The 20,001-nt window shown below is 37.1% G+C and carries 25 protein-coding genes; 11 read left to right on the forward strand and 14 right to left on the reverse strand.

Going from position 1 to position 20,001, the window contains the following annotated elements; genetic code table 11:
- Window positions 1-3: 3 nt before the first annotated feature.
- From LDX58_RS00275 to pssA, 4 genes are all read right to left on the reverse strand, one after another.
- Entirely contained in the window at window positions 4-1,440 is a 1,437-nt protein-coding gene (locus tag LDX58_RS00275; protein ID WP_227934872.1) for a carbon starvation CstA family protein, read from the reverse strand.
- A gap of 223 nt (window positions 1,441-1,663) precedes the next feature.
- Window positions 1,664-2,470: a DUF2935 domain-containing protein gene (locus LDX58_RS00280; RefSeq protein WP_227934873.1), complete on the reverse strand. Its 807-nt coding sequence runs from the start codon at window positions 2,468-2,470 to the stop codon at window positions 1,664-1,666.
- Window positions 2,471-2,625: 155 nt separating this feature from the next.
- Window positions 2,626-2,901 (reverse strand): non-specific DNA-binding protein Hbs, encoded by a 276-nt coding sequence (gene hbs / locus LDX58_RS00285; protein ID WP_227934874.1) that lies wholly within the window; start codon window positions 2,899-2,901, stop codon window positions 2,626-2,628.
- A 276-nt stretch (window positions 2,902-3,177) separates the two neighbouring features.
- Window positions 3,178-3,717, reverse strand: a complete 540-nt coding sequence (gene pssA, locus LDX58_RS00290; protein ID WP_227934875.1) for a CDP-diacylglycerol--serine O-phosphatidyltransferase — start codon at window positions 3,715-3,717, stop codon at window positions 3,178-3,180.
- Window positions 3,718-3,865: 148 nt separating this feature from the next.
- On the opposite strand from pssA, the gene LDX58_RS00295 reads away from it, so the two are divergent.
- Entirely contained in the window at window positions 3,866-4,648 is a 783-nt protein-coding gene (locus LDX58_RS00295) for a phosphatidylserine decarboxylase (RefSeq protein ID WP_227934876.1), read from the forward strand.
- 436 nt (window positions 4,649-5,084) lie between these two features.
- Here the strand turns inward: LDX58_RS00295 and mnhG are convergent, their stop codons facing one another.
- The 7 genes from mnhG to LDX58_RS00330 are packed head-to-tail and all read right to left on the reverse strand — an operon-like array spanning window position 5,085 to window position 10,851.
- Entirely contained in the window at window positions 5,085-5,462 is a 378-nt protein-coding gene (gene mnhG / locus LDX58_RS00300) for a monovalent cation/H(+) antiporter subunit G (RefSeq protein WP_227934877.1), read from the reverse strand.
- Window positions 5,440-5,724 (reverse strand): Na(+)/H(+) antiporter subunit F1, encoded by a 285-nt coding sequence (locus LDX58_RS00305; RefSeq protein ID WP_227934878.1) that lies wholly within the window; start codon window positions 5,722-5,724, stop codon window positions 5,440-5,442. The genes mnhG and LDX58_RS00305 overlap by 23 nt, the downstream gene beginning before the upstream one ends.
- Before the next feature lie 3 nt (window positions 5,725-5,727).
- Entirely contained in the window at window positions 5,728-6,204 is a 477-nt protein-coding gene (locus tag LDX58_RS00310; RefSeq protein ID WP_227934879.1) for a Na+/H+ antiporter subunit E, read from the reverse strand.
- Between the two features lie 6 nt (window positions 6,205-6,210).
- Complete coding sequence (locus LDX58_RS00315) at window positions 6,211-7,692, reverse strand: Na+/H+ antiporter subunit D (protein ID WP_227935462.1); 1,482 nt, start codon at window positions 7,690-7,692, stop codon at window positions 6,211-6,213.
- Entirely contained in the window at window positions 7,685-8,026 is a 342-nt protein-coding gene (locus tag LDX58_RS00320; RefSeq protein ID WP_227934880.1) for a Na(+)/H(+) antiporter subunit C, read from the reverse strand. Before LDX58_RS00320 ends, LDX58_RS00315 begins: the two co-directional genes overlap by 8 nt.
- Complete coding sequence (locus LDX58_RS00325; RefSeq protein WP_227934881.1) at window positions 8,026-8,448, reverse strand: Na(+)/H(+) antiporter subunit B; 423 nt, start codon at window positions 8,446-8,448, stop codon at window positions 8,026-8,028. The genes LDX58_RS00320 and LDX58_RS00325 overlap by 1 nt, the downstream gene beginning before the upstream one ends.
- Window positions 8,449-10,851, reverse strand: a complete 2,403-nt coding sequence (locus LDX58_RS00330) for a Na+/H+ antiporter subunit A (RefSeq protein ID WP_227934882.1) — start codon at window positions 10,849-10,851, stop codon at window positions 8,449-8,451. It abuts the gene before it with no gap.
- Between the two features lie 347 nt (window positions 10,852-11,198).
- On the opposite strand from LDX58_RS00330, the gene LDX58_RS00335 reads away from it, so the two are divergent.
- Entirely contained in the window at window positions 11,199-11,432 is a 234-nt protein-coding gene (locus LDX58_RS00335; RefSeq protein WP_227934883.1) for a hypothetical protein, read from the forward strand.
- Between the two features lie 246 nt (window positions 11,433-11,678).
- Here LDX58_RS00335 and LDX58_RS00340 read toward each other — a convergent pair whose 3' ends face one another.
- The gene (locus LDX58_RS00340; RefSeq protein ID WP_227934884.1) at window positions 11,679-11,819 is read right to left on the reverse strand and encodes a sporulation histidine kinase inhibitor Sda; all 141 of its coding nucleotides are present in this window, start codon (window positions 11,817-11,819) and stop codon (window positions 11,679-11,681) included.
- A gap of 532 nt (window positions 11,820-12,351) precedes the next feature.
- On the opposite strand from LDX58_RS00340, the gene yqeH reads away from it, so the two are divergent.
- The 8 genes from yqeH to LDX58_RS00380 all read left to right on the forward strand — a co-directional run bounded on the left by yqeH (window position 12,352) and on the right by LDX58_RS00380 (window position 17,940).
- Window positions 12,352-13,461 carry a ribosome biogenesis GTPase YqeH gene (gene yqeH / locus LDX58_RS00345; RefSeq protein WP_227934885.1) on the forward strand — a complete coding sequence of 370 codons (1,110 nt, stop codon included), beginning with the start codon at window positions 12,352-12,354 and terminating at the stop codon, window positions 13,459-13,461.
- A 200-nt stretch (window positions 13,462-13,661) separates the two neighbouring features.
- The gene (gene aroE / locus LDX58_RS00350; RefSeq protein WP_227934886.1) at window positions 13,662-14,498 is read left to right on the forward strand and encodes a shikimate dehydrogenase; all 837 of its coding nucleotides are present in this window, start codon (window positions 13,662-13,664) and stop codon (window positions 14,496-14,498) included.
- 2 nt (window positions 14,499-14,500) lie between these two features.
- Window positions 14,501-14,794 carry a ribosome assembly RNA-binding protein YhbY gene (gene yhbY, locus LDX58_RS00355; RefSeq protein ID WP_227934887.1) on the forward strand — a complete coding sequence of 98 codons (294 nt, stop codon included), beginning with the start codon at window positions 14,501-14,503 and terminating at the stop codon, window positions 14,792-14,794.
- Window positions 14,795-14,821: 27 nt separating this feature from the next.
- Complete coding sequence (locus LDX58_RS00360; protein ID WP_227934888.1) at window positions 14,822-15,436, forward strand: nicotinate-nucleotide adenylyltransferase; 615 nt, start codon at window positions 14,822-14,824, stop codon at window positions 15,434-15,436.
- Window positions 15,390-15,959 carry a bis(5'-nucleosyl)-tetraphosphatase (symmetrical) YqeK gene (yqeK, locus tag LDX58_RS00365; protein WP_227934889.1) on the forward strand — a complete coding sequence of 190 codons (570 nt, stop codon included), beginning with the start codon at window positions 15,390-15,392 and terminating at the stop codon, window positions 15,957-15,959. Before LDX58_RS00360 ends, yqeK begins: the two co-directional genes overlap by 47 nt.
- 6 nt (window positions 15,960-15,965) lie before the next feature.
- Window positions 15,966-16,319: a ribosome silencing factor gene (rsfS, locus tag LDX58_RS00370; protein WP_227934890.1), complete on the forward strand. Its 354-nt coding sequence runs from the start codon at window positions 15,966-15,968 to the stop codon at window positions 16,317-16,319.
- The gene (locus LDX58_RS00375; protein WP_227934891.1) at window positions 16,319-17,179 is read left to right on the forward strand and encodes a CvfB family protein; all 861 of its coding nucleotides are present in this window, start codon (window positions 16,319-16,321) and stop codon (window positions 17,177-17,179) included. The genes rsfS and LDX58_RS00375 overlap by 1 nt, the downstream gene beginning before the upstream one ends.
- Window positions 17,180-17,190: 11 nt before the next feature.
- Window positions 17,191-17,940: a class I SAM-dependent DNA methyltransferase gene (locus LDX58_RS00380; RefSeq protein ID WP_227934892.1), complete on the forward strand. Its 750-nt coding sequence runs from the start codon at window positions 17,191-17,193 to the stop codon at window positions 17,938-17,940.
- Between the two features lie 162 nt (window positions 17,941-18,102).
- Here LDX58_RS00380 and comER read toward each other — a convergent pair whose 3' ends face one another.
- Both comER and LDX58_RS00390 read right to left on the reverse strand, forming a co-directional pair.
- Window positions 18,103-18,930: a late competence protein ComER gene (gene comER / locus LDX58_RS00385; protein WP_227934893.1), complete on the reverse strand. Its 828-nt coding sequence runs from the start codon at window positions 18,928-18,930 to the stop codon at window positions 18,103-18,105.
- A gap of 82 nt (window positions 18,931-19,012) precedes the next feature.
- Window positions 19,013-19,267, reverse strand: coding sequence for a DUF2533 family protein (locus LDX58_RS00390; RefSeq protein WP_227934894.1), 255 nt, complete (start codon window positions 19,265-19,267; stop codon window positions 19,013-19,015).
- A gap of 87 nt (window positions 19,268-19,354) precedes the next feature.
- On the opposite strand from LDX58_RS00390, the gene LDX58_RS00395 reads away from it, so the two are divergent.
- Window positions 19,355-19,954: a helix-hairpin-helix domain-containing protein gene (locus LDX58_RS00395; RefSeq protein ID WP_227934895.1), complete on the forward strand. Its 600-nt coding sequence runs from the start codon at window positions 19,355-19,357 to the stop codon at window positions 19,952-19,954.
- Window positions 19,955-20,001: the final 47 nt, after the last annotated feature.

Below are 20,001 nucleotides of genomic sequence, written 5' to 3' on the forward strand. Positions count from 1 at the left end.
GTATTAAGCAGCTTGTTCAGGTTTAGCTATTAAAGATTGTTTGTTGCTCTTACGTATTTTGTTTATATACCAAAGGGCAACAACTAGCGTGATCATTCCTCCTATTGTCAATGAGAGTTCATAAGATAAGGAAAAACCCTCAGGAGCATAAAGAAAATAAGTAGACACAACAGCTGTCATAAAAAGAGCGGGGACGCCGCAAATCCAGTGGAATTTTCGTGATTCAAGCAAATAGATTGCCCCAGTCCAAAGCATAATGGTAGCGACTAGTTGATTGGTTCCACCAACATACCTCCAAAGAAATGTATAATCGATAGTAGCAAGATAAAAGGTTGGAATAGTAACAGGAATGGTTGCTAATAAAATGCCTCTTAAACCACGTACTTTAAAGAACTTTTCAATTACTTCAGTTACCATCATTCGCGATGAGCGTAGTGCTGTATCACCGGTTGTTATCGGTAAAATGATGACTCCTAAAACAGCAAGAATTCCCCCGAGAGTGCCAAGTAATGTCGTGGATATCTCATTGACGACACCTCCAGGACCACCTGCAGCAAGGGCCTCTTGAAGTCCGCCAGTACCTCCAAAAAAGGTCATACCAGCAGCAGCCCAAATAAGAGCGATGATTCCTTCAGCAACCATAGCACCGTAAAACACTTTTCGTCCGTCAGACTCATGTTTAATTGTGCGTGCTAGTATTGGACTTTGTGTACTATGAAAACCTGAAATGGCCCCACAGGAAATCGTAACCATCAAAAGAGGCCAAATTGGTAATTCACCAGGATGTAAATTGGTTAAGGTTAAGTTAGGAATCGATCGGTCTGTAAATAATAAGGTAAGTCCAATCGATACAGCCATGAATATTAAAATCGCTCCGAATAGAGGGTAAATCTTTCCGATTATACGGTTAATAGGTAAAACAGCTGCAACTAAGAAATAGGTGAAAATAAGGACAAGAGCAAATGTATACGAAAGCGGTGTTAGACTTGCAATTAATTGTGCTGGACCAGCAGTGAATGCAGCCGCAACAAGGACCATTAACACGATGGAAACAATATTAATTATTATTTTCATGTTGTTTCCTAAATAACGTCCAACTAAGCTAGGGAACTGAGCACCATTATGACGTAATGAAAGCATACCAGAGAAGTAATCATGCACTGCTCCAGCAAATAAGCAGCCGATCACAATCCAAATAAAAGCAACAGGACCATATAGAGCCCCAGCAACCGCCCCAAAAATAGGGCCTAACCCTGCTATATTTAATAACTGAATTAAACTTGCTTTCCACCAAGGCATTGGTGTGTAGTCAATTCCATCGTGACTGGTGTAAGCTGGTGTCTGCGTTAAATCATTAATTCCGAAAATACGTTCCACCACTTTGGAATAAACGAGATAACCTACAATTAGTAGGGCAATGGCAAAAAGAAAAGTAAACATAAATATAAAGCCTCCAATTATCAGATAAACGAAATCATGATAAGTATTGTAACGATTTCTGACAATTGGATCAACCTATTTTTGCAGAGAAACAACATATTCGATAAACAAAATGTTTCTAAAAGGAAGAAAGTGATTATTCAGATAGAACTTGGTCACCAATAGCGATAACAGCAACAAGACAGGAACCTATGAAAAGAGGATCTTGTCAGTAAAGTAGCTATTACCCTTTAGATCTAGGTGCTGTTGGATCACAGTCAGGTTCTTCAAGATGTGACGATCGTGCTAATTTTAGTAAATAATAACATTCTTCTCTAGCCATATGATCAGCCATGAGTCGATCGAATGTTCCAAGTAGGTGATTGTTCATTTCCATTTTTTCAAGTTCATGTAGGAAAACTTTAAATAAGGCAATCTCTAGTTTAACATTCTCATTAAAACGTTCTAGAGCAGGGAATAGCTGTACATTAGACCTTAGATAGCCCGCCATCTCTACAGCTTTAATATAGAACTGCTCAAATCTTTTCGTGAATGCTTCACTTTTTTTTTGCAGCTGTTTTTCCACTATATCTAAATTCCCTGTTATTCCCCCTGCATGTCCGGCAGCGTCTAATAACCAGACGAGGTGATGGTGAAGGGGATGTGATAAAGGGGGCTCCTGCTGTTGAATTAGATAAGATAAAAGACGTAGATATTCTTCCACTTCGTTTACCATATGATTTAGAAATGTCGGGGATAGACCAATTGTCACGTCACCGACCAAATGTTCACGAATAATTTCTAATTTAAATGATCGAATTTCCTTAGCTTGTTCATTGGCTGTTTCAGTAAGGTTCTGTATAGCTTCCATAGATAGGTTTTGGCGACTATCATGAAGGAGGGAATCAAATCTCTCGATAAATTGAACGGCTTTTTTCACCAATTCAGTTTCAGTTGGAGATAGAGTATCACGGATAAACCTTGCATGATCACCTAATACTTGAAGCCAAAAGCGATGTTCAAATAAAGCATTTTCATAGAATGAGTTCATAAAGCCACCCCCATCATCATTAATCTTTTCACTTTATGACAGGGGATAAATTTTTATGATGATTATTATAAACATACTTTGTTTAGTATGGTCAGTTAAAATTCCAACTTAATGTTATAAAAAAACGATGAGAGCTTGTCTCATCGTTTTACTGACTATTCGTTTACAGCATCTTTAAGTTGTTTACCTGGCTTGAAAGCTGGATTCTTTGTAGCTGGAATTTCAATTTCTTGTCCAGTTTGAGGATTACGGCCTTTACGAGCAGAACGCTCGCGAACTTCGAAGCTACCAAAGCCAACTAGTTGAACTTTTCCACCTTCAACTAGTGCTGATGTAATGCTGTCAAATACAGCGTCGACTGCTTTCGAAGCATCCTTTTTAGAAAGGTCTGCTTGCTCAGATACTGCGTTAATTAAATCTGTTTTGTTCATGAAAAAAACTCCCTTTCATACCTTGTTTTGAAAAACACATCATCCGTAGATGAAGTGCTAGTTCTTCATTTTTGAGTAATCTTGCCAATTCGACAAGCTGAAAAATAAAGCCGCAACTTCATTTAATAATGAAACCCTAATGGTGTCAAGACTTTCCACGGAAAATAAACCATCTAAACCCATATTTTTCACTTTTTTAGATAATATAGGGTCAATTATTGTCATTTACAACCGTAATTTGTCAAAAGAGAGAATGATTATGCTAACTATATTAACTTACATCTTTCTGACTTTAAACGTACTAATCATGCAAACCCCAAAAATTAATGTAGCAAATAAAAAGTAGGGTCCTGCAATATAGGGAACGAGTAATAAGTGAAACGTTAACACACACCCAGCAGCCGTAATGGGGAGTCCAACAAAGAAACCTGTATTCTCTGTGATGTTAAACCGTGCTAAACGAATAGCTCCGCATGCAATGAAGAATATAGTAAGGAACATTCCAGGTAAACCAAACGTAAATAAAACAGCTTGATAAATTAAAAATGCTGGAGCTACACCGAAGGATATGATGTCACTTAATGAATCTAATTGCTTTCCAAATTCTGATGTACTATTAAATCGTCTTGCAGCAGCACCGTCCAACCGATCTGTAAGTGCTGCAATCGTAATAAATAAAAGACCTAAACGTAATTCATCTTGTATAATAAACATAATTGCAAAAGCACCTAATCCTAAATTTACAACCGTTAGAGCATTTGCAATTTGCCCTTTTAGCTTTTTGACGGTATGATCCAATTGATGTAAAAGGAACAAGACATCAACTCCTTGCATGATTTGTATAACATTAACAATTAAATTAATCATATGATCTTAATTAATAATCATACCATAGGTTCGATTAAACGACTAGGTGGCACGTTTTGTAGAGAGCTGCTAATTTTTAAAAAGGAGGATTTTAGAATTGAAAAAGGTACTCTTTAGATCATTCATAGAACTAACGAATCACCGCTTGTCTTCAACATTGATTCGGAATTTTTCGAGGTCAAAGATAAGCAAACCATTTATTAAACCATTTTCTAATACGTTCAAACTAAATGAGTCAGAAATGGATAGATCGCTTAATCAATACAATCATTTGCATGATCTATTTACGAGAGAATTAAAAAAGGGAGTACGTCCTATTGAAGCACAAAAAAGTGCACTTGTAAGTCCTGTAGATGGGGTGATTGCTCATTTTGGCAGATTGGAGGAAGAGACATATTTTCATGTAAAAGGACAAACTTATAACATTGAAGAGATGCTTGGTTCAAAAGAAGCAAGCAAACCTTATCTTAATGGTTACTATTTTATCTTATACTTAAGTCCGAGTCATTATCACAGAATTCACAGTCCAGTTGATGGAACTATTAAGAAACAATGGGTTCTTGGCGGTCGATCTTATCCTGTGAATGATCTAGGGCTTCGCTATGGAAAAAAACCATTGTCGAGAAACTATCGATTAATTACAGAAATGAAGGTGCTTGATAAATACATGGCCGTAGTAAAGGTTGGTGCAATGAATATTAATACAATAGAAGTTACGCATCAGGATAACCGGCTTCGTAAAGGAGAAGAAGTGGGCTTTTTCTCATTCGGATCAACTGTTGTCTTACTTTGTGAGGAAGGCTTAGTTACAGATGTAACGATCAAAGACCAAACTGACGTTAAAATGGGGCAAAAAATAGCAACAATGGGGCGAAGTTGAGGTTATTCGGCCTGTAGCACAAAGGGATAGTTACTTTAGGTATCAAAAATAATAAAGGCTTTAAGTTGGCTTGATTTTAAGTTGAGATAAAGGAAGGCACTTATCCAAGGGGACGTATTGCATGAATGAAGGCGATTGTGGGCGGCAAGAAGGCTCCTGACGCAGACTTCGAGAGATAGTGAACATTTATGCTTAGGATGTAGAGTTTATGAACCTGTGCGCCTTTTAGGAGTGATATGGTCATTTATAACGGCAATCCCAGGTTATTTGTTGGAAATGAAGAGGGGATCGAGCGCAAAGGAATGTTTATAAAAACGGTTGTTTGTTCATATTGTCGACTTGGTATCTGAAGAAGTATGAGAAGCCGAAACTAATTCTTGAAGTCATTTAAATGATTTTTAAAAAAGCTCCCCCAGTTAAAGGGGAGCTTAGTCGTCTACTGCTTGGCGTTAGAAGCTGAACGTTTCTTTTCTTCCACAACTTCTTTTAAATCATCCTGGACACTCTGTTCCCAAAGGGGGACCCCTGAATAGTACGCAGCTCGACTTATTAAGTGACCGGCCACAGGAGATGTAATTAAGACAAAAATAATACCAAGAATTAAGCGAGCGTCAAGTCCATAATCTTGATAAAAGAAAATCAATGCAGCGAGTAAAATAAGCATGACTCCGAGAGTAGCACTTTTAGAAGCCGCATGTGACCTTGAGTAAATATCAGGGAGTCGTAAAAGACCAACCGTTGTCACTAAGCTTAGAAAGGTCCCTGCAAGAACGAGAATTGCGACAATGACATTAGTGATTTCGTTTTCGCTCAAGAACAACACCCCTTTCAATAAACTTGGCAAAGGCAACCGTTCCGATAAAAGCTAGAATCCCTATAAGTAGAATTACTTCTAGAAAGGCCGAAGTTCTTAATAAGATAGAAAGTACAGCTACTAAAGCAATCATTGTAATCCCAACTGTATCAAGCGCAATGACACGATCAGCTGGTGATGGGCCTTTGATTATGCGATAAATACTCCCCGATAATGATAACGATAAAAGGGACATGGCTATAATAAGCACTGTTGTAAGCATAGGTTATCGGCTCACCTCCATAATAGCTTTCTCAAACGTGTTCTTAATAGAAGAGATAGAATCTTCGATGTCGTCGATATTCATTGCGTGAATGTATAACGTACGTTGATCGTTTGATACATCTACCACTAGTGTTCCAGGTGTTAATGTTATTAATGAAGAGAGCAAAGTGATTTCCCAGTCGGATTCTAAGTCCGTGTGCAGAGCAAAGATACCTGGTTTAATTGCTAATTTAGGCTGTAGAACTTGTTTGATAACCGTAATGTTAGAGAGTACAAGTTCTTTTAAAAATAATAATATTAATTTAATTACTGCATATATCTTAGTGATATATAAAGGTCCATTAAAGAACCGTCTCACAATAATGAGAATTAGCATCCCAACTAAAAAACCGATAATAAAGGATGGTAAATCCCAAGCACTGTAAAGAAACATCCAGGTAAACGCAATTATAAGGTTTAGTAAAAGTTGAAAGGCCATTCTTACCTACTCCTTTAGTACAGCTTCAATATAAGATTCAGGATTTAAAAGGGTCGAAGCAGCATCTGCTACAAAAGGATAAATGACTTCAGCTCCCATACCCATTAAAAATGACAAAGCAAGTAAAAATATACTTGGATAGACTAGTCCTTTTACATTACCTCTTTGATGCGGTTCAGGCAATTTCTCTTCTCCTAAAATCATTAAAAAGAAGATTCTCATAACAGAATAGAGAACAAGTAGACTTGATAGTAATAAAATACCGACAAATACATATTGTTCTGCTAGAAATCCACCTTGGATTAAAAGAAGTTTTCCGAAAAAACCACTAAACGGTGGGACACCTGCTAAAGAAAGGGCAGCGGCCAAAAAGGACCAACCTAGTAAAGGATAACTTTTCATTATCCCACTTGCCTGACCGATCTTTGTTGTTCTTGTTACAACAACAATAGCACCAGCCAATAAAAATAGAGCTGCTTTTATAATCATGTCATGCAGCAAATAGAATACTCCTCCAAAAATCCCATCTGAATTAAAGGAAGATAAACCAAGAAGAATAAAGCCTACCCCTGCAACCACATTATATACAAGTATCTTATGAATATCATTGTATGCAATCGCTCCAATAGCACCAATGATCATTGTAATGGCAGCCAATACCCCAATTGTATAATGAGTAACTTCAGGTTGATGGTAGAAAATAATCGTAAATACTCGGTAAATCGCATAAATCCCTACTTTGGTTAATAGACCAGCGAAAATAGCTGAAATAACTGGTGGTGGCGCTGAGTAAGCACCTGGTAGCCAAAAGTATAGTGGGAAAATAGCTGCTTTCATTCCGAAAACAATTAGGAAGAGCAAAGCAATGACTGTTACCAAACCTGGTTGGTTGATTTCTGCAATCCGAGCAGATAAATCAGCCATGTTTAATGTTCCTGTAACGGAGTAAAGAAAGGCAACAGCTGTAACAAACAAAGCTGAAGAAATAACATTTACAAGAACATATTTAATCGATTCTCGTAATTGAGTTTTGGTTCCTCCTAAAACAATTAGAGCATACGAGGACATCAGTAAAACTTCAAAAAAGACAAACAAGTTAAATAAATCACCTGTCAAAAACGCTCCAATTACACCAGTAAGCAGAAATTGAACGAGTGGGTAATAATAGTAATTTTTGCGTTCTAAATCCAAACCTTTGAATGTAAACAAGGTTGTTGCTACTAGAATAATACTAGCAAATATGACAAGTAAAATCGCAAATGAATCTGCCACTAAAGCGATCCCAAAGGGTGGTAACCATCCACCTAAAAAGTAAGCTTGAACTCCATTACTATTGACATCCATAAGCAGTAATATGCTAGTAATAATAATGGCGATCCCAGAAAGGATACTTAATGTTTTCTGTAGGATGATCTTTTTTCCTAAAAATAACAATATAACACCAGTTAGTAACGGTATTAATAACGGTAATATAATAAGATTATTCATCATTTTCCAACCCTCTCATCTTTTCCATGTCATCTGTACCATGGACATTATAAGTTCTATACGCTAGAACAAGAAAGAAAGAGGTGACCCCAAAGCTGATAACAATTGCAGTTAGTATTAGGGCCTGTGGTAAAGGATCGGTATAAGAAGCTGCTTCTTGTCCTAATAACGGAGCCGCTCCTTGTTTTAATCCTCCCATCGTCAGTAAAAGCAAATGGACACCGTGACTTAGAATCCCCGTTCCAATAATTATCCGCGTAATATTTTTTGAAAGGATAAGGTAGGTTCCTACTGTAAACAGGATCCCTACAACGATGGAGATTAGAATTTCCATTATTGATCCTCCCCAATTGTAAAAATAATTGTTAGCGTAACACCAATTACCACAAGATAGACTCCAATATCAAAAAGTAAAGCAGTAGCTAATTCGGTTTTCCCGAGTAGTGGTAGTTGGAAATAGCCAAAGGTATGACTTAGAAAGTTAGCATCAAAGACAAAGGCTCCTATGCCAGTTAAAACGGCGATTAATAAGCCAATCGCCGTAATGATTTTTAAATCAATAGGTATGATTTTTTTTACGGTTTCAATGTCAAAAGCTAGTCCAAGCAAAATAAAAGCTGCAGCCGTCATTAACCCACCAATGAACCCTCCACCAGGGTTATGATGCCCAGCAAGGAAAACATAAATGGAAAAAATAATGATGATAAATGTAACAAGTTGAGTAGCAGTTTTAAGGATTACATCATTTGTCCGCATTTATTGTTCCTCCTTTGCTAAACGTAGTTTAATCATTGAGTAAATACCGATCGCTGCAATGCCTAACACTAATATCTCAAATAAAGTATCAAAGCCACGGAAATCCACGAGAATGACATTGACCATGTTTTTTCCACCGGCTTCATCATAACTAGCTGCAACAAAGTAATCTTTTAGTGAATCAAACAATTTAGAGTTGTGTGAAGAAATAGCAAGCATGGTAACGAGAATTCCGACACCTAAACTAACCATTAAATTGCCCAATTTAAACTTAACATTTTCGAATTTTTGCTTGAACATTGGCAAGTGGTAAAAACACAACAAAAATAAAACAGTTGAGACCGTTTCAATAACCATTTGAGTAAGAGCTAGGTCAGGTGCTCGGAAGAAAACAAAGAATGTCGCTAACGAATATCCTACTGCTCCTAAACCTATAATGGCAGTCAAACGTGTGCGGGCTAAAGCAACAACAATTGCTGCGATTACCATGACAATAGCTATAGCAGTCTCGAAAAATGTTATTGGGGCTGTTTCACCACCAAATGCAAAGGCATTTAGGCGGACAAACATAAATCCAATAAATAAAACTAGAAATGAGAAAATGTAGATTAGGTAATGTCTAATACTACCTGTCATATAAAATGAAGTAAGTTTATTACCTCCTGTTGCTAAACCAGAAAGTGTTCCATCATATACCCTGTTAAGTGGATCTCGTTCTCTTAAATAAATCGTAGTTTGAGCCCATTTTTTCATCAATAGGAATAATATAGTACCAAATACAATGACACCAATTGTCATAAATAACTCTGGGTTAAAGCCATGCCAATGGTAGATATGTACCTTGAATACATCGTCCCCCCCCAATAGAGTTGGCAAGATTGCAGCCATAGCAGGCTCAATTAGTGTATAAGCCAGTAAATTAGGGAACAAACCGAAAATAATTACAAGTGACCCTAAAATAATTGGGCTAACTAACATTCCGATTGGGGCTTCGTGTACGTGCACATCATAGTTTTCTGGCTTGAATTTACCTGTGAACGTCTTAAAGAACATAATTAAGCAGTATAAAAATGTAAAAACACTAGCAATCCAAGCTAAAACTGGGAATAACATCCCCCATGTTTGCATGTTAAATATAGATAACTCAGTTGCATTTAACACTCCAGTAAAAAACATTTCCTTACTTAGAAAGCCATTAAATGGAGGTAATCCAGCCATTGAGGCTGTTCCGATTAAAGAGACAGTGAAAGTAATCGGCATAATTGTCATTAAACCACCGAGTTTGCGAATGTCTCGTGTTCCGGTTTCATGATCAATGATCCCTGCTGTCATAAACAAGCTTCCTTTAAATGTCGCATGATTGATCAGGTGGAAAACAGCTGCCAGAGTTGCCGTCGTATACACCGTTGATTCCGTACCATATCCAAAATAAAGAGAGGCCGAGCCAAGACCGAGTAAACACATGATTAATCCAAGTTGACTAATAGTTGAAAAGGCTAGAATTGCTTTTAAATCCTTTTGTCGGACCGCAGAGATGGAGCCCCAACATAGCGTGAGCAACCCAATTCCAGATAAAATCCAAAACCATTCTGCGGCTCCACCGAAAACAGGTGTAAGACGAGCAACTAAATAAATACCTGCTTTGACCATCGTTGCCGAATGAAGATAGGCACTTACTGGTGTAGGGGCTTCCATCGCATCCGGTAACCAAATATGGAATGGAAATTGAGCAGATTTGGTAAAGGCCCCTAGTAGTATAAGGATCATCGCTGGAATAAAGAGTGAACTTGAAGTCACTAATTCAACTTGACTAATGATCTCGCGAATACTAAATGTTCCAGTCATAAGGTAGAGTAAGGAAAAACCACCGAGCATTGCAAAGCCGCCAAAGACAGTAATAAGCATCGACTTTAGAGCTCCATAAGTCGATTTCTTCCGATGATACCAATAACTAATTAACAAAGATGAGGCCAAACTAGTGAGCTCCCAAAATGTGTATAAAACAATTAAGTTATCTGATATAACAACCCCGAGCATTGCTCCCATAAACATAAGTAAATACACATAAAAGTTGTGTAGTCGTTCCGTTTTTTTCGAAAGATAGTAGATCGAATATAATACGACTAGGGAACCTATACCCGTTATCAGCAATAAGAATAATAGGCTAAGCCCATCAATGTAAACAGTAAAATTAATTCCAAGAGAAGGAACCCAAGGGGCACTATACTCGATAACTCCACCGTCAGATGTAATTGGTAAAAAGCTAATAAAATAAATAAACAACACGAGCGGGAGTACAAGGACGAACCACCCCGTATGTATCGGTCTTGCGTACTTATACAAAAAAGGAATCAAAATGGCTAACAAAAATGGGGAGATTGTAGCCCAGTGTAAAACCGTCAAATTACATACCTCCTTTTTAAATTTTCAAATCATGTAGAATGTTGCGACTCAATGCTTTTATCCTTTCTTTCTAGCTTTTTGTAAGCATGTCCTTATAGACTAAATAAAATTATAACCTACTTTTCAGACACATGCATCCCAGAACACCTTTAGGTTTAACCGATTTCCTTGGTCTTATTAAATATGTAGAAATGCGATAGTGTGGGGGGGGGAATTTTTTTTTATTTTGAGAAACTTTATATAAAATTTGAAAACGTATGTATATTTTTATAAAGGGTACGACACTCTATAGATAAACGACCTCTTTTAAATAGAAAAGACCGTTGCCTAATGTAGGAGTGACAACTATGAATAATAAACAAAAGGGGTTAGCGGCCGTTAGTATTTTCCTCGTCCTTTTTTCAGGTGGATGGTATGCGAACGAATTTAATAATCGTACGATTCATGAAAAAGGATTAGACCGGCCAGGCTCTGTTGATGTCCAACAGTTAGATCATAATCATATTGTGCCAACGACAGGACCATTTCAACCGAGAGAATACATTCGTATTGGCAACCGTATTTCAAAACAAGCTGAATAAATGGACAACAAAAAAAACAGCTATCGTGAAAAACGATAGCTGTTTTTACTGCAAAGATAAAAATTCAAGTATGCAGGATGAGCTTATATGAAAAGGGGCTAACATCCGTTTTATGCGAAAGTATGGTTTGAATATATGTAGAAAAATAGATAAAAAACTCCCGTCTGAATCCAAAAATCTTGCTTTTAACAAAACAAGAACATGAGCAAATGCTCTTAAGGACTCTGGCGGAAGCTAAGTTTGTAATCATGATGAAAGTTTTATTTTGTCTGAGAGGGAACGTTTAGCAATTTCTACTCGGATTAGTTCAATGAAATCATGATTTAAATTTAATTCTACCGCCTTATAATAAGTCTCAATTAATAGTTCATCTGATAGATTCTGCATATAGTCCTGTCTACTATAACGACAGGTTCACCTCCTCGTCAGGGTTTGTCGAAATTAAAAAGGAAATTCGTTGTTTTATATGAATAAACTAGTACGTTATTCGTGTGATTTAATCCTACCACGACTTTCAAAATAGAACAACTGTTCCTCTTATCCACACTGATAAGTGGATAAGTTGTTAATTCCCTGTTTATGACAAGATGAAACCCTTATGTTTATTATGGTATAACGTGTATAAAGTTATCCACAATGTTGAGTGTTGATTAGATTTGTCGAAAAGTTTTTTAAATTGATGAAAAATATAGGAATATTGACAAAATAGTACAGAGGATGACAAATCTCAATTTCCGTGATTGAAAAAAAAGGTGAGTAAATGTATAGTTAAAGATTGGTAAGTGTAAGGTTGTTGGAAAAAGTTATTTATCTAAATAATTTGAGTTTATAATTATGCGGGATGAAGGAGTATGTTGTCTCTAATAATATAAGAAGAAAAACTAAAGCTTTTAATTTTAAAAGAAATTGGAGGATCACAATGGAAGAAAGCAGACCTATTTGTTCTGGATGTGGTGTTCATATTCAGACAGAAACAAAAGAAGGATTGGGCTTTGCGCCGCCATCGGCATTAGAAAGAGAGGTCATTACTTGTCAACGTTGTTTTCGCTTAAAACATTATAATGAAGTTCAAGATGTTGCTCTAACTGATGATGACTTTTTAAAGATTTTAAATGGTTTGGGCCAAAAAAAGGCTTTGATTGTTAAGATTGTTGATATCTTTGATTTTACTGGTAGTTGGTTACCTGGTCTTCATCGTTTTGTTGGGAATAATGATGTATTGCTTGTTGGGAATAAAGTAGATTTGTTACCCAAATCATTGAATCACAACCGTTTAGTCAATTGGATGAAAAAATCTGCAAAAGATCTTGGGTTAAAACCTGTTGATGTCCTGCTTATGAGTGCAGAAAAGGAAGTTGGCATCGTTGAAGTTGCTTCTGAAATTGATCGCCTTAGGAAAGGTCAAGATGTCTATGTGGTTGGATGTACAAATGTAGGGAAATCAACATTTATCAATCAGATGATTAAGTCTTTTGGTGGGGATACGGAACAATTAATTACTACATCACATTTCCCTGGAACGACGTTGGACATGATTGATATTCCTTTAGAAGATGGACAAGCACTTTATGACACACCAGGAATTATCAATCATCATCAAATGGCTCATCATATAGATAAACAAGAGTTAAAGGCTATTACACCTAAAAAAGAAATAAAACCTATGGTATTCCAGCTGAACGCTGGTCAGACTTTATTTTTCGGAGGACTTGGACGGTTTGACTTTGTGCAAGGGGAACGAACATCTTTTACATGCTTTTGTTCAAATGAGCTGCATATTCATCGAACAAAAATGGAAAAAGCAGAGGAGCTTTATCAAACCCATTTGGGAGACTTGTTAATTCCTCCTGGGCCGAAGACGAAAGAGTCACTACCGCCATTGGTGAAGCACACATTTCATATTAAAGGAAATAAAGCGGATATCGTGTTTTCTGGATTAGGTTGGATCACGGTTAACGGCACAAATTTGAAAGTAGATGGTTATGCTCCTAAAGGAGTAAATGTTACCATTAGAGAATCTATTATATAAGTAATGAAGGAACAAAGCTTTTTTTGAAGTCATTTCTTATTCGTTAAGGGAAATGGGAGAGTGCTTCTTAAAAACGTGAAAAAGGTTAAGTTGAGCTTAAAGGTAGAAGGGCATCCAAGTAAATAGATTGTGTAAACGCTCGCCCACTCTTTTACCATACCAAATTCAAATGAAGATTTATCTTTCGAGGAGGAGAAAAAATGGAGAAAGTATTTGGGCTGTTAGGTCATCCGGTAGGACATTCAATGTCTCCGCTCATTCATAATGATGCATTTGCTAAATTAGGGATTGAAGCAAGGTATCATGCTTTTGATGTAAAGCCAGAATTGGTCAAAGAAGCAGTTGATGCGATAAGAGCTTTGGACATAGCTGGTTGTAATGTCACCGTCCCGCATAAGATAGCAGTAATGGAATTTCTTGATGAGATTAATGATGAGGCGCTTCAAATAGGGGCTGTTAATACGATCGTAAACAAAAACGGGAAGTTAATTGGATATAATACGGATGGTCGTGGGTACGTTCAATCGTTATTAGATGAAACAGAGGAAGAAATCCGCGAGAAGTCTATTTTAATTATTGGTGCTGGTGGCAGTGCTAGGGGGATCGTTACTGCGCTCCTGCGATATGGTGTTGGAAGGATCGAATTTACGAACCGAACAATAGAAAAAACGGCTTCATTAATTAAACTTGCGGAAGAGTTTAGCATACCTTCTGCAACGGTTGAGAGAAAAGTGGCAGAGGAAAGCTTAAACAAATATGATGTCATCATCAATACGACATCTGTTGGGATGAGTCCTAATTTTAATCATTCTCCTCTTTCCCTTGAATTATTAAAACCAGGAACCATTGTAAGTGATCTGATCTATAATCCATTAGAAACGCAATTTTTAAAAGAAGCCAAAGAACGTGGTGGGAAAATAGTAAATGGGATTGGAATGTTAGTTAATCAAGCGGCCCTTTCCTTTGAGCATTGGACTGAAATAACACCAGATAACAAAGAGATGAAAAAAATCGTCTTACAACAATTAGGAGGTTGAACATGTTAACAGGAAAGCAAAAAAGAGTTTTACGTTCTAAAGCGCACCACTTAAATCCTATCTTCCAAGTTGGTAAAGGTGGAGTAAATGAAAATATGACAAAGCAAATAGAAGAGGCTCTCGAGGCCAGGGAGCTAATTAAGATAAGTATCTTACAAAATTGCGACGAAGAAAAAGATGAAGTAGCAGAAAAAATCGTTGCTTCAACTAAAGCCGAACTTGTTCAATTAATAGGTCATACGATTGTTCTATACAAAGAATCAAAAGAAAATAAGGAACTTATTCTCCCGTCTTAATAAAATAAGAGGAGAGGAGCAGAATAAATGAAGAAAATTGGGTTGTTTGGTGGTACGTTTAATCCTCCGCATACAGGGCATTTATTGTTTGCTCAAGAAGCTCTTGTCTATTATGAGCTGGACGAAATTTGGTTCATTCCTGTGAATAAACCGCCTCATAAGGAAAGCGAAGACTTGGCTTCCAATGAAGACCGCCTTGATATGTTAGTTAGTGCAACACATGATAATGAGCGATTTCATGTTTCAACCATTGAATTAGAAAGAGAAGGTCCTTCTTATACAATTGAGACAATTAAAGAATTTAAAAAGATATATCCAAATGATCAATTTTATTTTTTAATTGGTGGAGACATGGTTGATTATCTTCCGAAGTGGCATAGAATAGATGAGTTACTAGAACTTGTAACGTTTATTGGTGTAGAGCGTCCTGGGACATCGATCAAGCAATCTCATTATGCAGAACAGGTATATTTGTTAGAAATGGTGCAGGTGGATTTTTCATCTTCCCTTATTCGTAAAAGGATTCAAGATGGCAAACCAATTTCGTATATGGTCCCTAAAGAAGTGGAAGCATTGGTGAAAGAGAGGTCGTTATATGAATCTAGAACAGGCGTTGGAAAAGGTAAAGCCTCACCTTACTGATCATCGCTACACACACACACTTGGGGTTATAAAGGCCGCAGAGGAGCTAGCGTTTCGTTTTGGAGCGGATAAGGAAAAAGCGATGTTAGCAGCTGCCTTTCATGATTATGCAAAGTTCCGTGATAAGGAAGAAATGAAACTGCTTGTTTGGGAGAAACTAAATGATAAGTCACTCTTAAATTATGGTGACGAACTTTTACATGCTCCTTGTGGGGCTTATTATGTTGAACGTGAAGTTGGTATTACAGATGAAAATGTACTAAATGCAATTCGGTATCATACAACAGGCAGGCCAGGTATGACGGTTTTGGAAAAGGTGATTTTTCTGGCCGATTATATTGAACCAGGGCGACATTTTAAAGGGGTAGATGACGTACGAGAGCTTGCGAGAAAAGATTTAGATGAAGCTATTATTGAAGCATTAAAAAATACGATGGTATTTCTTATGAAACGAAACCAACTGATATTCCCAGATACGATAGCTACTTACAACCAGTTAATTAAAGAAAAAAAGGAGAAGTGATGTTTAGTGAATGAAACACCTATTTTAGAATTAGCTGTCAAAGCGATCGATGATAAAAGAGCAGAAAACATTGTAGCATTAAATATGAGAGGGGTTTCTTTGATAGCCGATTATTTTGTTATTTGTCATGGTAATTCTGATAAACAAGTTCAAGCAATCGCGTACGAACTAAAAAAAGTAGTGCAAGAAAAGGGAATTGAAATCAAGCGTCTAGAAGGATTTGATCAAGCGCGTTGGATATTAATTGACTTAGGAGACGTTGTTGTTCACGTTTTCCACAAGGATGAACGTGCATACTATAACCTGGAAAAGCTTTGGGGCGATGCTCCAGTTGTTGAATTAGAAGGGGTTTTAGGTTGATGGATCTTAAGCCTGGATACAGTGTCAACCTTGAAGTGGTACGCGCGACAAACTTTGGTTTTTTTGTTAGTGATGGAATAACCGATGTTCTTCTCCATGAACGTGAAGTTACGAAAGACTTAGAAATTGGTGATCATGTCGATGTTTTTTTATATCATGATCATCAAGAGAGATTGTCTGCTACGATGGAAAAGCCGCTTTTAAAAGTGGGGGAGATAGCCTGGTTAGAAGCTGTTGAAGTAAAAACTGGACATGGAGTTTTTTTTCATAATGGCATTTCACGTGATCTCTTTTTATCTATGGATGAACTGCCATATGAACGCGAGCAATGGCCTAAGCCGGGGGATAAACTCCCGCTTTCGCTGACGTGGGATAAGCGCGGGCGTTTGATGGGGAAGCTTGTAAAGGGTGAACCGATTGAGCGACAATCCATAAAGGCTCCTGCGGAAATGATGAATAAAGAAGTGCGTGGATATGTTTATCACTTTCTTGATGAAGGAGCCCTTATCTTAACCGATCAAGGTTATATTGCCTTTCTCTATAACGATGAAATGCAAGGAGTTCCAAGGTACGGTGAGTATATTCAGGTTCGTGTTCAATTCGTACGTGAAGATGGACGCATTAATGTGACAATGAATCCCATTAGATCGGAACAGCAAGAAGAAGATGCCGAGCGAATCTATCACTTCTTAAAGGAGCGCGGAGGTTCTATGCCCTATTGGGACAAGACCCCTCCTGAAGACATTGAGTTGCGTTTTTCAATCAGTAAGGCAAAGTTTAAGCGTGCACTTGGCAAACTGATGAAAGAAAAGAAAATAGAACAACGTGATGGTTGGACATATCTAAAAGAAGATAAATAGAAGGAGCTTTTATGAATTATCAAGCTTTTGCTGCTTTATACGATTCGTTAATGACAGATGCACCTTATGAAAAATGGGTTGAATTTGTTCAGAAGCAACTTCAGCAACAAAATTTAGAGGGACTGTCTATTCTTGACGTTGGTTGTGGCACGGGAGAACTTCTTGTTCAATTACAACAAAGTGGTGCGAATGTGACGGGGGTTGATTTATCTGCTGACATGCTTTCACTTGCAAAAGAGAAGTGTGACAGGGCAGGTTTTTCCCCTCCCTTATTTCAACAATCCATGACCGACTTAGAAGGATTAGGGCAATATGATGTTGTGACCATTTTTTGTGATTCCCTCAATTATTTAGAAACAGAGGAAGACGTTCATAATACGTTTAAAAGTGTACATCAACAACTAAAAGCTGAAGGAATACTGTTGTTTGATGTACATTCCATCGTTAAGATTAATGAAGGGTTTATTAATCAAACATTTGCTGATGATGTTGAAAAAATGGCTTATATTTGGACGTCCTTTGAAGGTGAGCATGCTAATAGTGTTGAGCATGAAGTAACCTTTTTTATTGAAGATGAGGAAACTAGACTGTTTGAACGTAGTTTTGAATTACATAAACAACGAACATTCTCGATCGATCAATATAGGAATTGGCTTTTCGAAACGGGTTTTGGTGATGTTTCAGTTTTTGCAGATTTTACAAACTTTGAGCCAAAAGAGGAAAGTGAGCGAATATTTTTTTTCGCAAAGAAAAAGAATTAAAAAGGAATTACACATAAAAGAAGCGAATAAAAAAGGAAGAGCCTCTGCTCTTCCTTTTTTAGAGATTTTAGAGATGAAAAAGTTTAAATTTGAGTGAACAAGAGTTATCAAAGTTTAACCGAATAAGAAAAGACGGATGCGGCGTTTTTCTTATTTTACCTTTCACCGATCATTTGAGAATGCCTCTGCTATCAATTCTTGATCTTCGTAATACTTTGCGTGTGTTTGTTGAAATAAATGGTCAAACATTGACCCGATTTCTGCCTCAAGTACTTTTATTCCTTCACCTGTAATACCGCCAGGAACACAAACACGTTTTTGTAATGTAGGCAATGTGTAGTGTCCTTTTTCAAGTAACTTCCCCATTCCAATCATCATATTAGTCGCAAGTGTCGTTGCATCCTCTTTAGAAATGTTCGTTTGTCTCACTGCGCCATCAATAAATTGTTGCATAATATAGCTGAAAAATGCAGGCCCGCAGCTTACAATATCGGAAGAGACACGAGTGATGTCTTCATCGATAACAAGAGGCTCAGAGATAGCAGACATAAGTGTTGTTAGGAATTGTTTATCTGTATCTTCGCACCTACTACCAAAGCTTAAAAGAGAAGATCCTGTTAAAGCTCTATTTAAGATACTCGGTATTGCTCGAGCAACCTTACAATCGACTTTGCCTTCTAATTGTTCTACTGAAATTGGACTAGTAATCGAAATTAAGAATTTGCCTGCCTGACAAAAAGGTGCAATCTGATTAAGGACAGCTGGGAATTGTAAAGGCTTAGTACAAATAAAGGTGACATTTGCTTCCTGAACAACTTCTCGTGCATCTTTCCCAATTGTTAAATTTGGAAACCGTTTTTTAAGTGCCTTGGCTTTGTCTTGATTTCGATTTGTAATCACTATTTGACTTGGTGATATTACACCAGACTCAATCAAAGATTCGAGTAAAATACTTCCCATACTCCCCGTTCCAATGATTCCTATTTTCAAGTTAGCCCCCTCCTTTTGCATGCTCAACGCGAACACCCGTTATGACTAAACGTATGAAGGAAGGGACTCTGTTATGACCTCTTTAACGAATGTTTAAGTAATTTATTACCATTTGACGAGTGACGAGCTTCCGCGGAGGAAACTGAAATTTCATAGCGATACTGTTCATTTCCTCTGTTATTTGATTGATCTCAGTTATTTGAACTTCTTTTCCTACCTTTGCTAATTCAAGTACTCTTTCTATTGCGCGCTCCCTAGAAGCATCGAGGGCAAGGAACTGTTTTTGTGCATCACGATGTTTCTTTACTTGTTCTGCAATTTGTAGATGTACAGCCATAAATAAATCGACTCCTTTTTTAAATAGTAATAATGTAGTTTCTATTATTTTATTATAACTCAATTAAAGGTAAAGGGTGTGAAGATAATGGCGAAAAAGGAATATGTCGTGTTTTCAGGTATTGTAGTACTATTAGTTAGTGTAGTATTGTTTTTACATTTTCGTAATTCAGAAGAAGAAGCTATAGTCGATTTATTTCAAGCTGATTTACATACGGTTACTTCGGAAACAGATAAGTCCTTAAATAATCAGGAGACTTTTATTATGATCGATATTAAAGGAGCAATTGCACGACCTGGTGTCTATGAATTAAAACAGGGTGATCGCGTGTATCATGCCATTGATAAAGCGGGAGGTCTTCTTACTGAGGCGGATGAACAGCAATTGAATCTTGCCCAACTTTTACAAGATGAGATGGTAATTTATGTTCCGGTTCAGGGAGAAGATGTACAAAGTTTTCAGGGAATGAATAGTGTTTCAAGCCAATCTGAAGGGAAAATTGCGATTAATCAAGTAGAGGCAGGGGAAATAGAACAGCTTCCTGGAATAGGGCCTTCGAAGGCCGCAGCTATTATTAGTTATCGTGATGAACATGGTCCATTTAAAGACATTAATGATTTGTTAAATGTTTCTGGAATTGGACCCAAATCTATTGAAAATTTAGAAGAATATCTGATCTTTAATTAACTTACTCTATATATTGACGGTGGACTGGCTTTTCACTAAACTTATCT

This window comes from Alkalihalobacillus deserti, from assembly GCF_020734105.1.
Taxonomy (GTDB): Bacteria; Bacillota; Bacilli; order Bacillales; family Bacillaceae_D; genus Halalkalibacter; species Halalkalibacter deserti.

What these genes read in the sequence shown, in the direction of transcription:
- LDX58_RS00390 (WP_227934894.1), bottom strand. Translation starts at nt 19,267, where the DNA reads ATGGCTGTACATCTACAAATTGCAGAACAAGTAAAGAAACATCGTGAT.
- LDX58_RS00315 (WP_227935462.1), bottom strand. Translation starts at nt 7,692, where the DNA reads ATGAATAATCTTATTATATTACCGTTATTAATACCGTTACTAACTGGT.
- yqeH (WP_227934885.1), top strand. Translation starts at nt 12,352, where the DNA reads ATGGAAGAAAGCAGACCTATTTGTTCTGGATGTGGTGTTCATATTCAG.
- LDX58_RS00360 (WP_227934888.1), top strand. Translation starts at nt 14,822, where the DNA reads ATGAAGAAAATTGGGTTGTTTGGTGGTACGTTTAATCCTCCGCATACA.
- LDX58_RS00310 (WP_227934879.1), bottom strand. Translation starts at nt 6,204, where the DNA reads ATGGCCTTTCAACTTTTACTAAACCTTATAATTGCGTTTACCTGGATG.
- LDX58_RS00380 (WP_227934892.1), top strand. Translation starts at nt 17,191, where the DNA reads ATGAATTATCAAGCTTTTGCTGCTTTATACGATTCGTTAATGACAGAT.
- LDX58_RS00280 (WP_227934873.1), bottom strand. Translation starts at nt 2,470, where the DNA reads ATGAACTCATTCTATGAAAATGCTTTATTTGAACATCGCTTTTGGCTT.
- hbs (WP_227934874.1), bottom strand. Translation starts at nt 2,901, where the DNA reads ATGAACAAAACAGATTTAATTAACGCAGTATCTGAGCAAGCAGACCTT.
- yhbY (WP_227934887.1), top strand. Translation starts at nt 14,501, where the DNA reads ATGTTAACAGGAAAGCAAAAAAGAGTTTTACGTTCTAAAGCGCACCAC.
- LDX58_RS00320 (WP_227934880.1), bottom strand. Translation starts at nt 8,026, where the DNA reads ATGGAAATTCTAATCTCCATCGTTGTAGGGATCCTGTTTACAGTAGGA.
- LDX58_RS00335 (WP_227934883.1), top strand. Translation starts at nt 11,199, where the DNA reads ATGAATAATAAACAAAAGGGGTTAGCGGCCGTTAGTATTTTCCTCGTC.
- LDX58_RS00340 (WP_227934884.1), bottom strand. Translation starts at nt 11,819, where the DNA reads ATGCAGAATCTATCAGATGAACTATTAATTGAGACTTATTATAAGGCG.
- LDX58_RS00375 (WP_227934891.1), top strand. Translation starts at nt 16,319, where the DNA reads ATGGATCTTAAGCCTGGATACAGTGTCAACCTTGAAGTGGTACGCGCG.
- aroE (WP_227934886.1), top strand. Translation starts at nt 13,662, where the DNA reads ATGGAGAAAGTATTTGGGCTGTTAGGTCATCCGGTAGGACATTCAATG.
- yqeK (WP_227934889.1), top strand. Translation starts at nt 15,390, where the DNA reads ATGAATCTAGAACAGGCGTTGGAAAAGGTAAAGCCTCACCTTACTGAT.
- LDX58_RS00275 (WP_227934872.1), bottom strand. Translation starts at nt 1,440, where the DNA reads ATGTTTACTTTTCTTTTTGCCATTGCCCTACTAATTGTAGGTTATCTC.
- LDX58_RS00305 (WP_227934878.1), bottom strand. Translation starts at nt 5,724, where the DNA reads ATGCTTACAACAGTGCTTATTATAGCCATGTCCCTTTTATCGTTATCA.
- LDX58_RS00395 (WP_227934895.1), top strand. Translation starts at nt 19,355, where the DNA reads ATGGCGAAAAAGGAATATGTCGTGTTTTCAGGTATTGTAGTACTATTA.
- LDX58_RS00325 (WP_227934881.1), bottom strand. Translation starts at nt 8,448, where the DNA reads ATGCGGACAAATGATGTAATCCTTAAAACTGCTACTCAACTTGTTACA.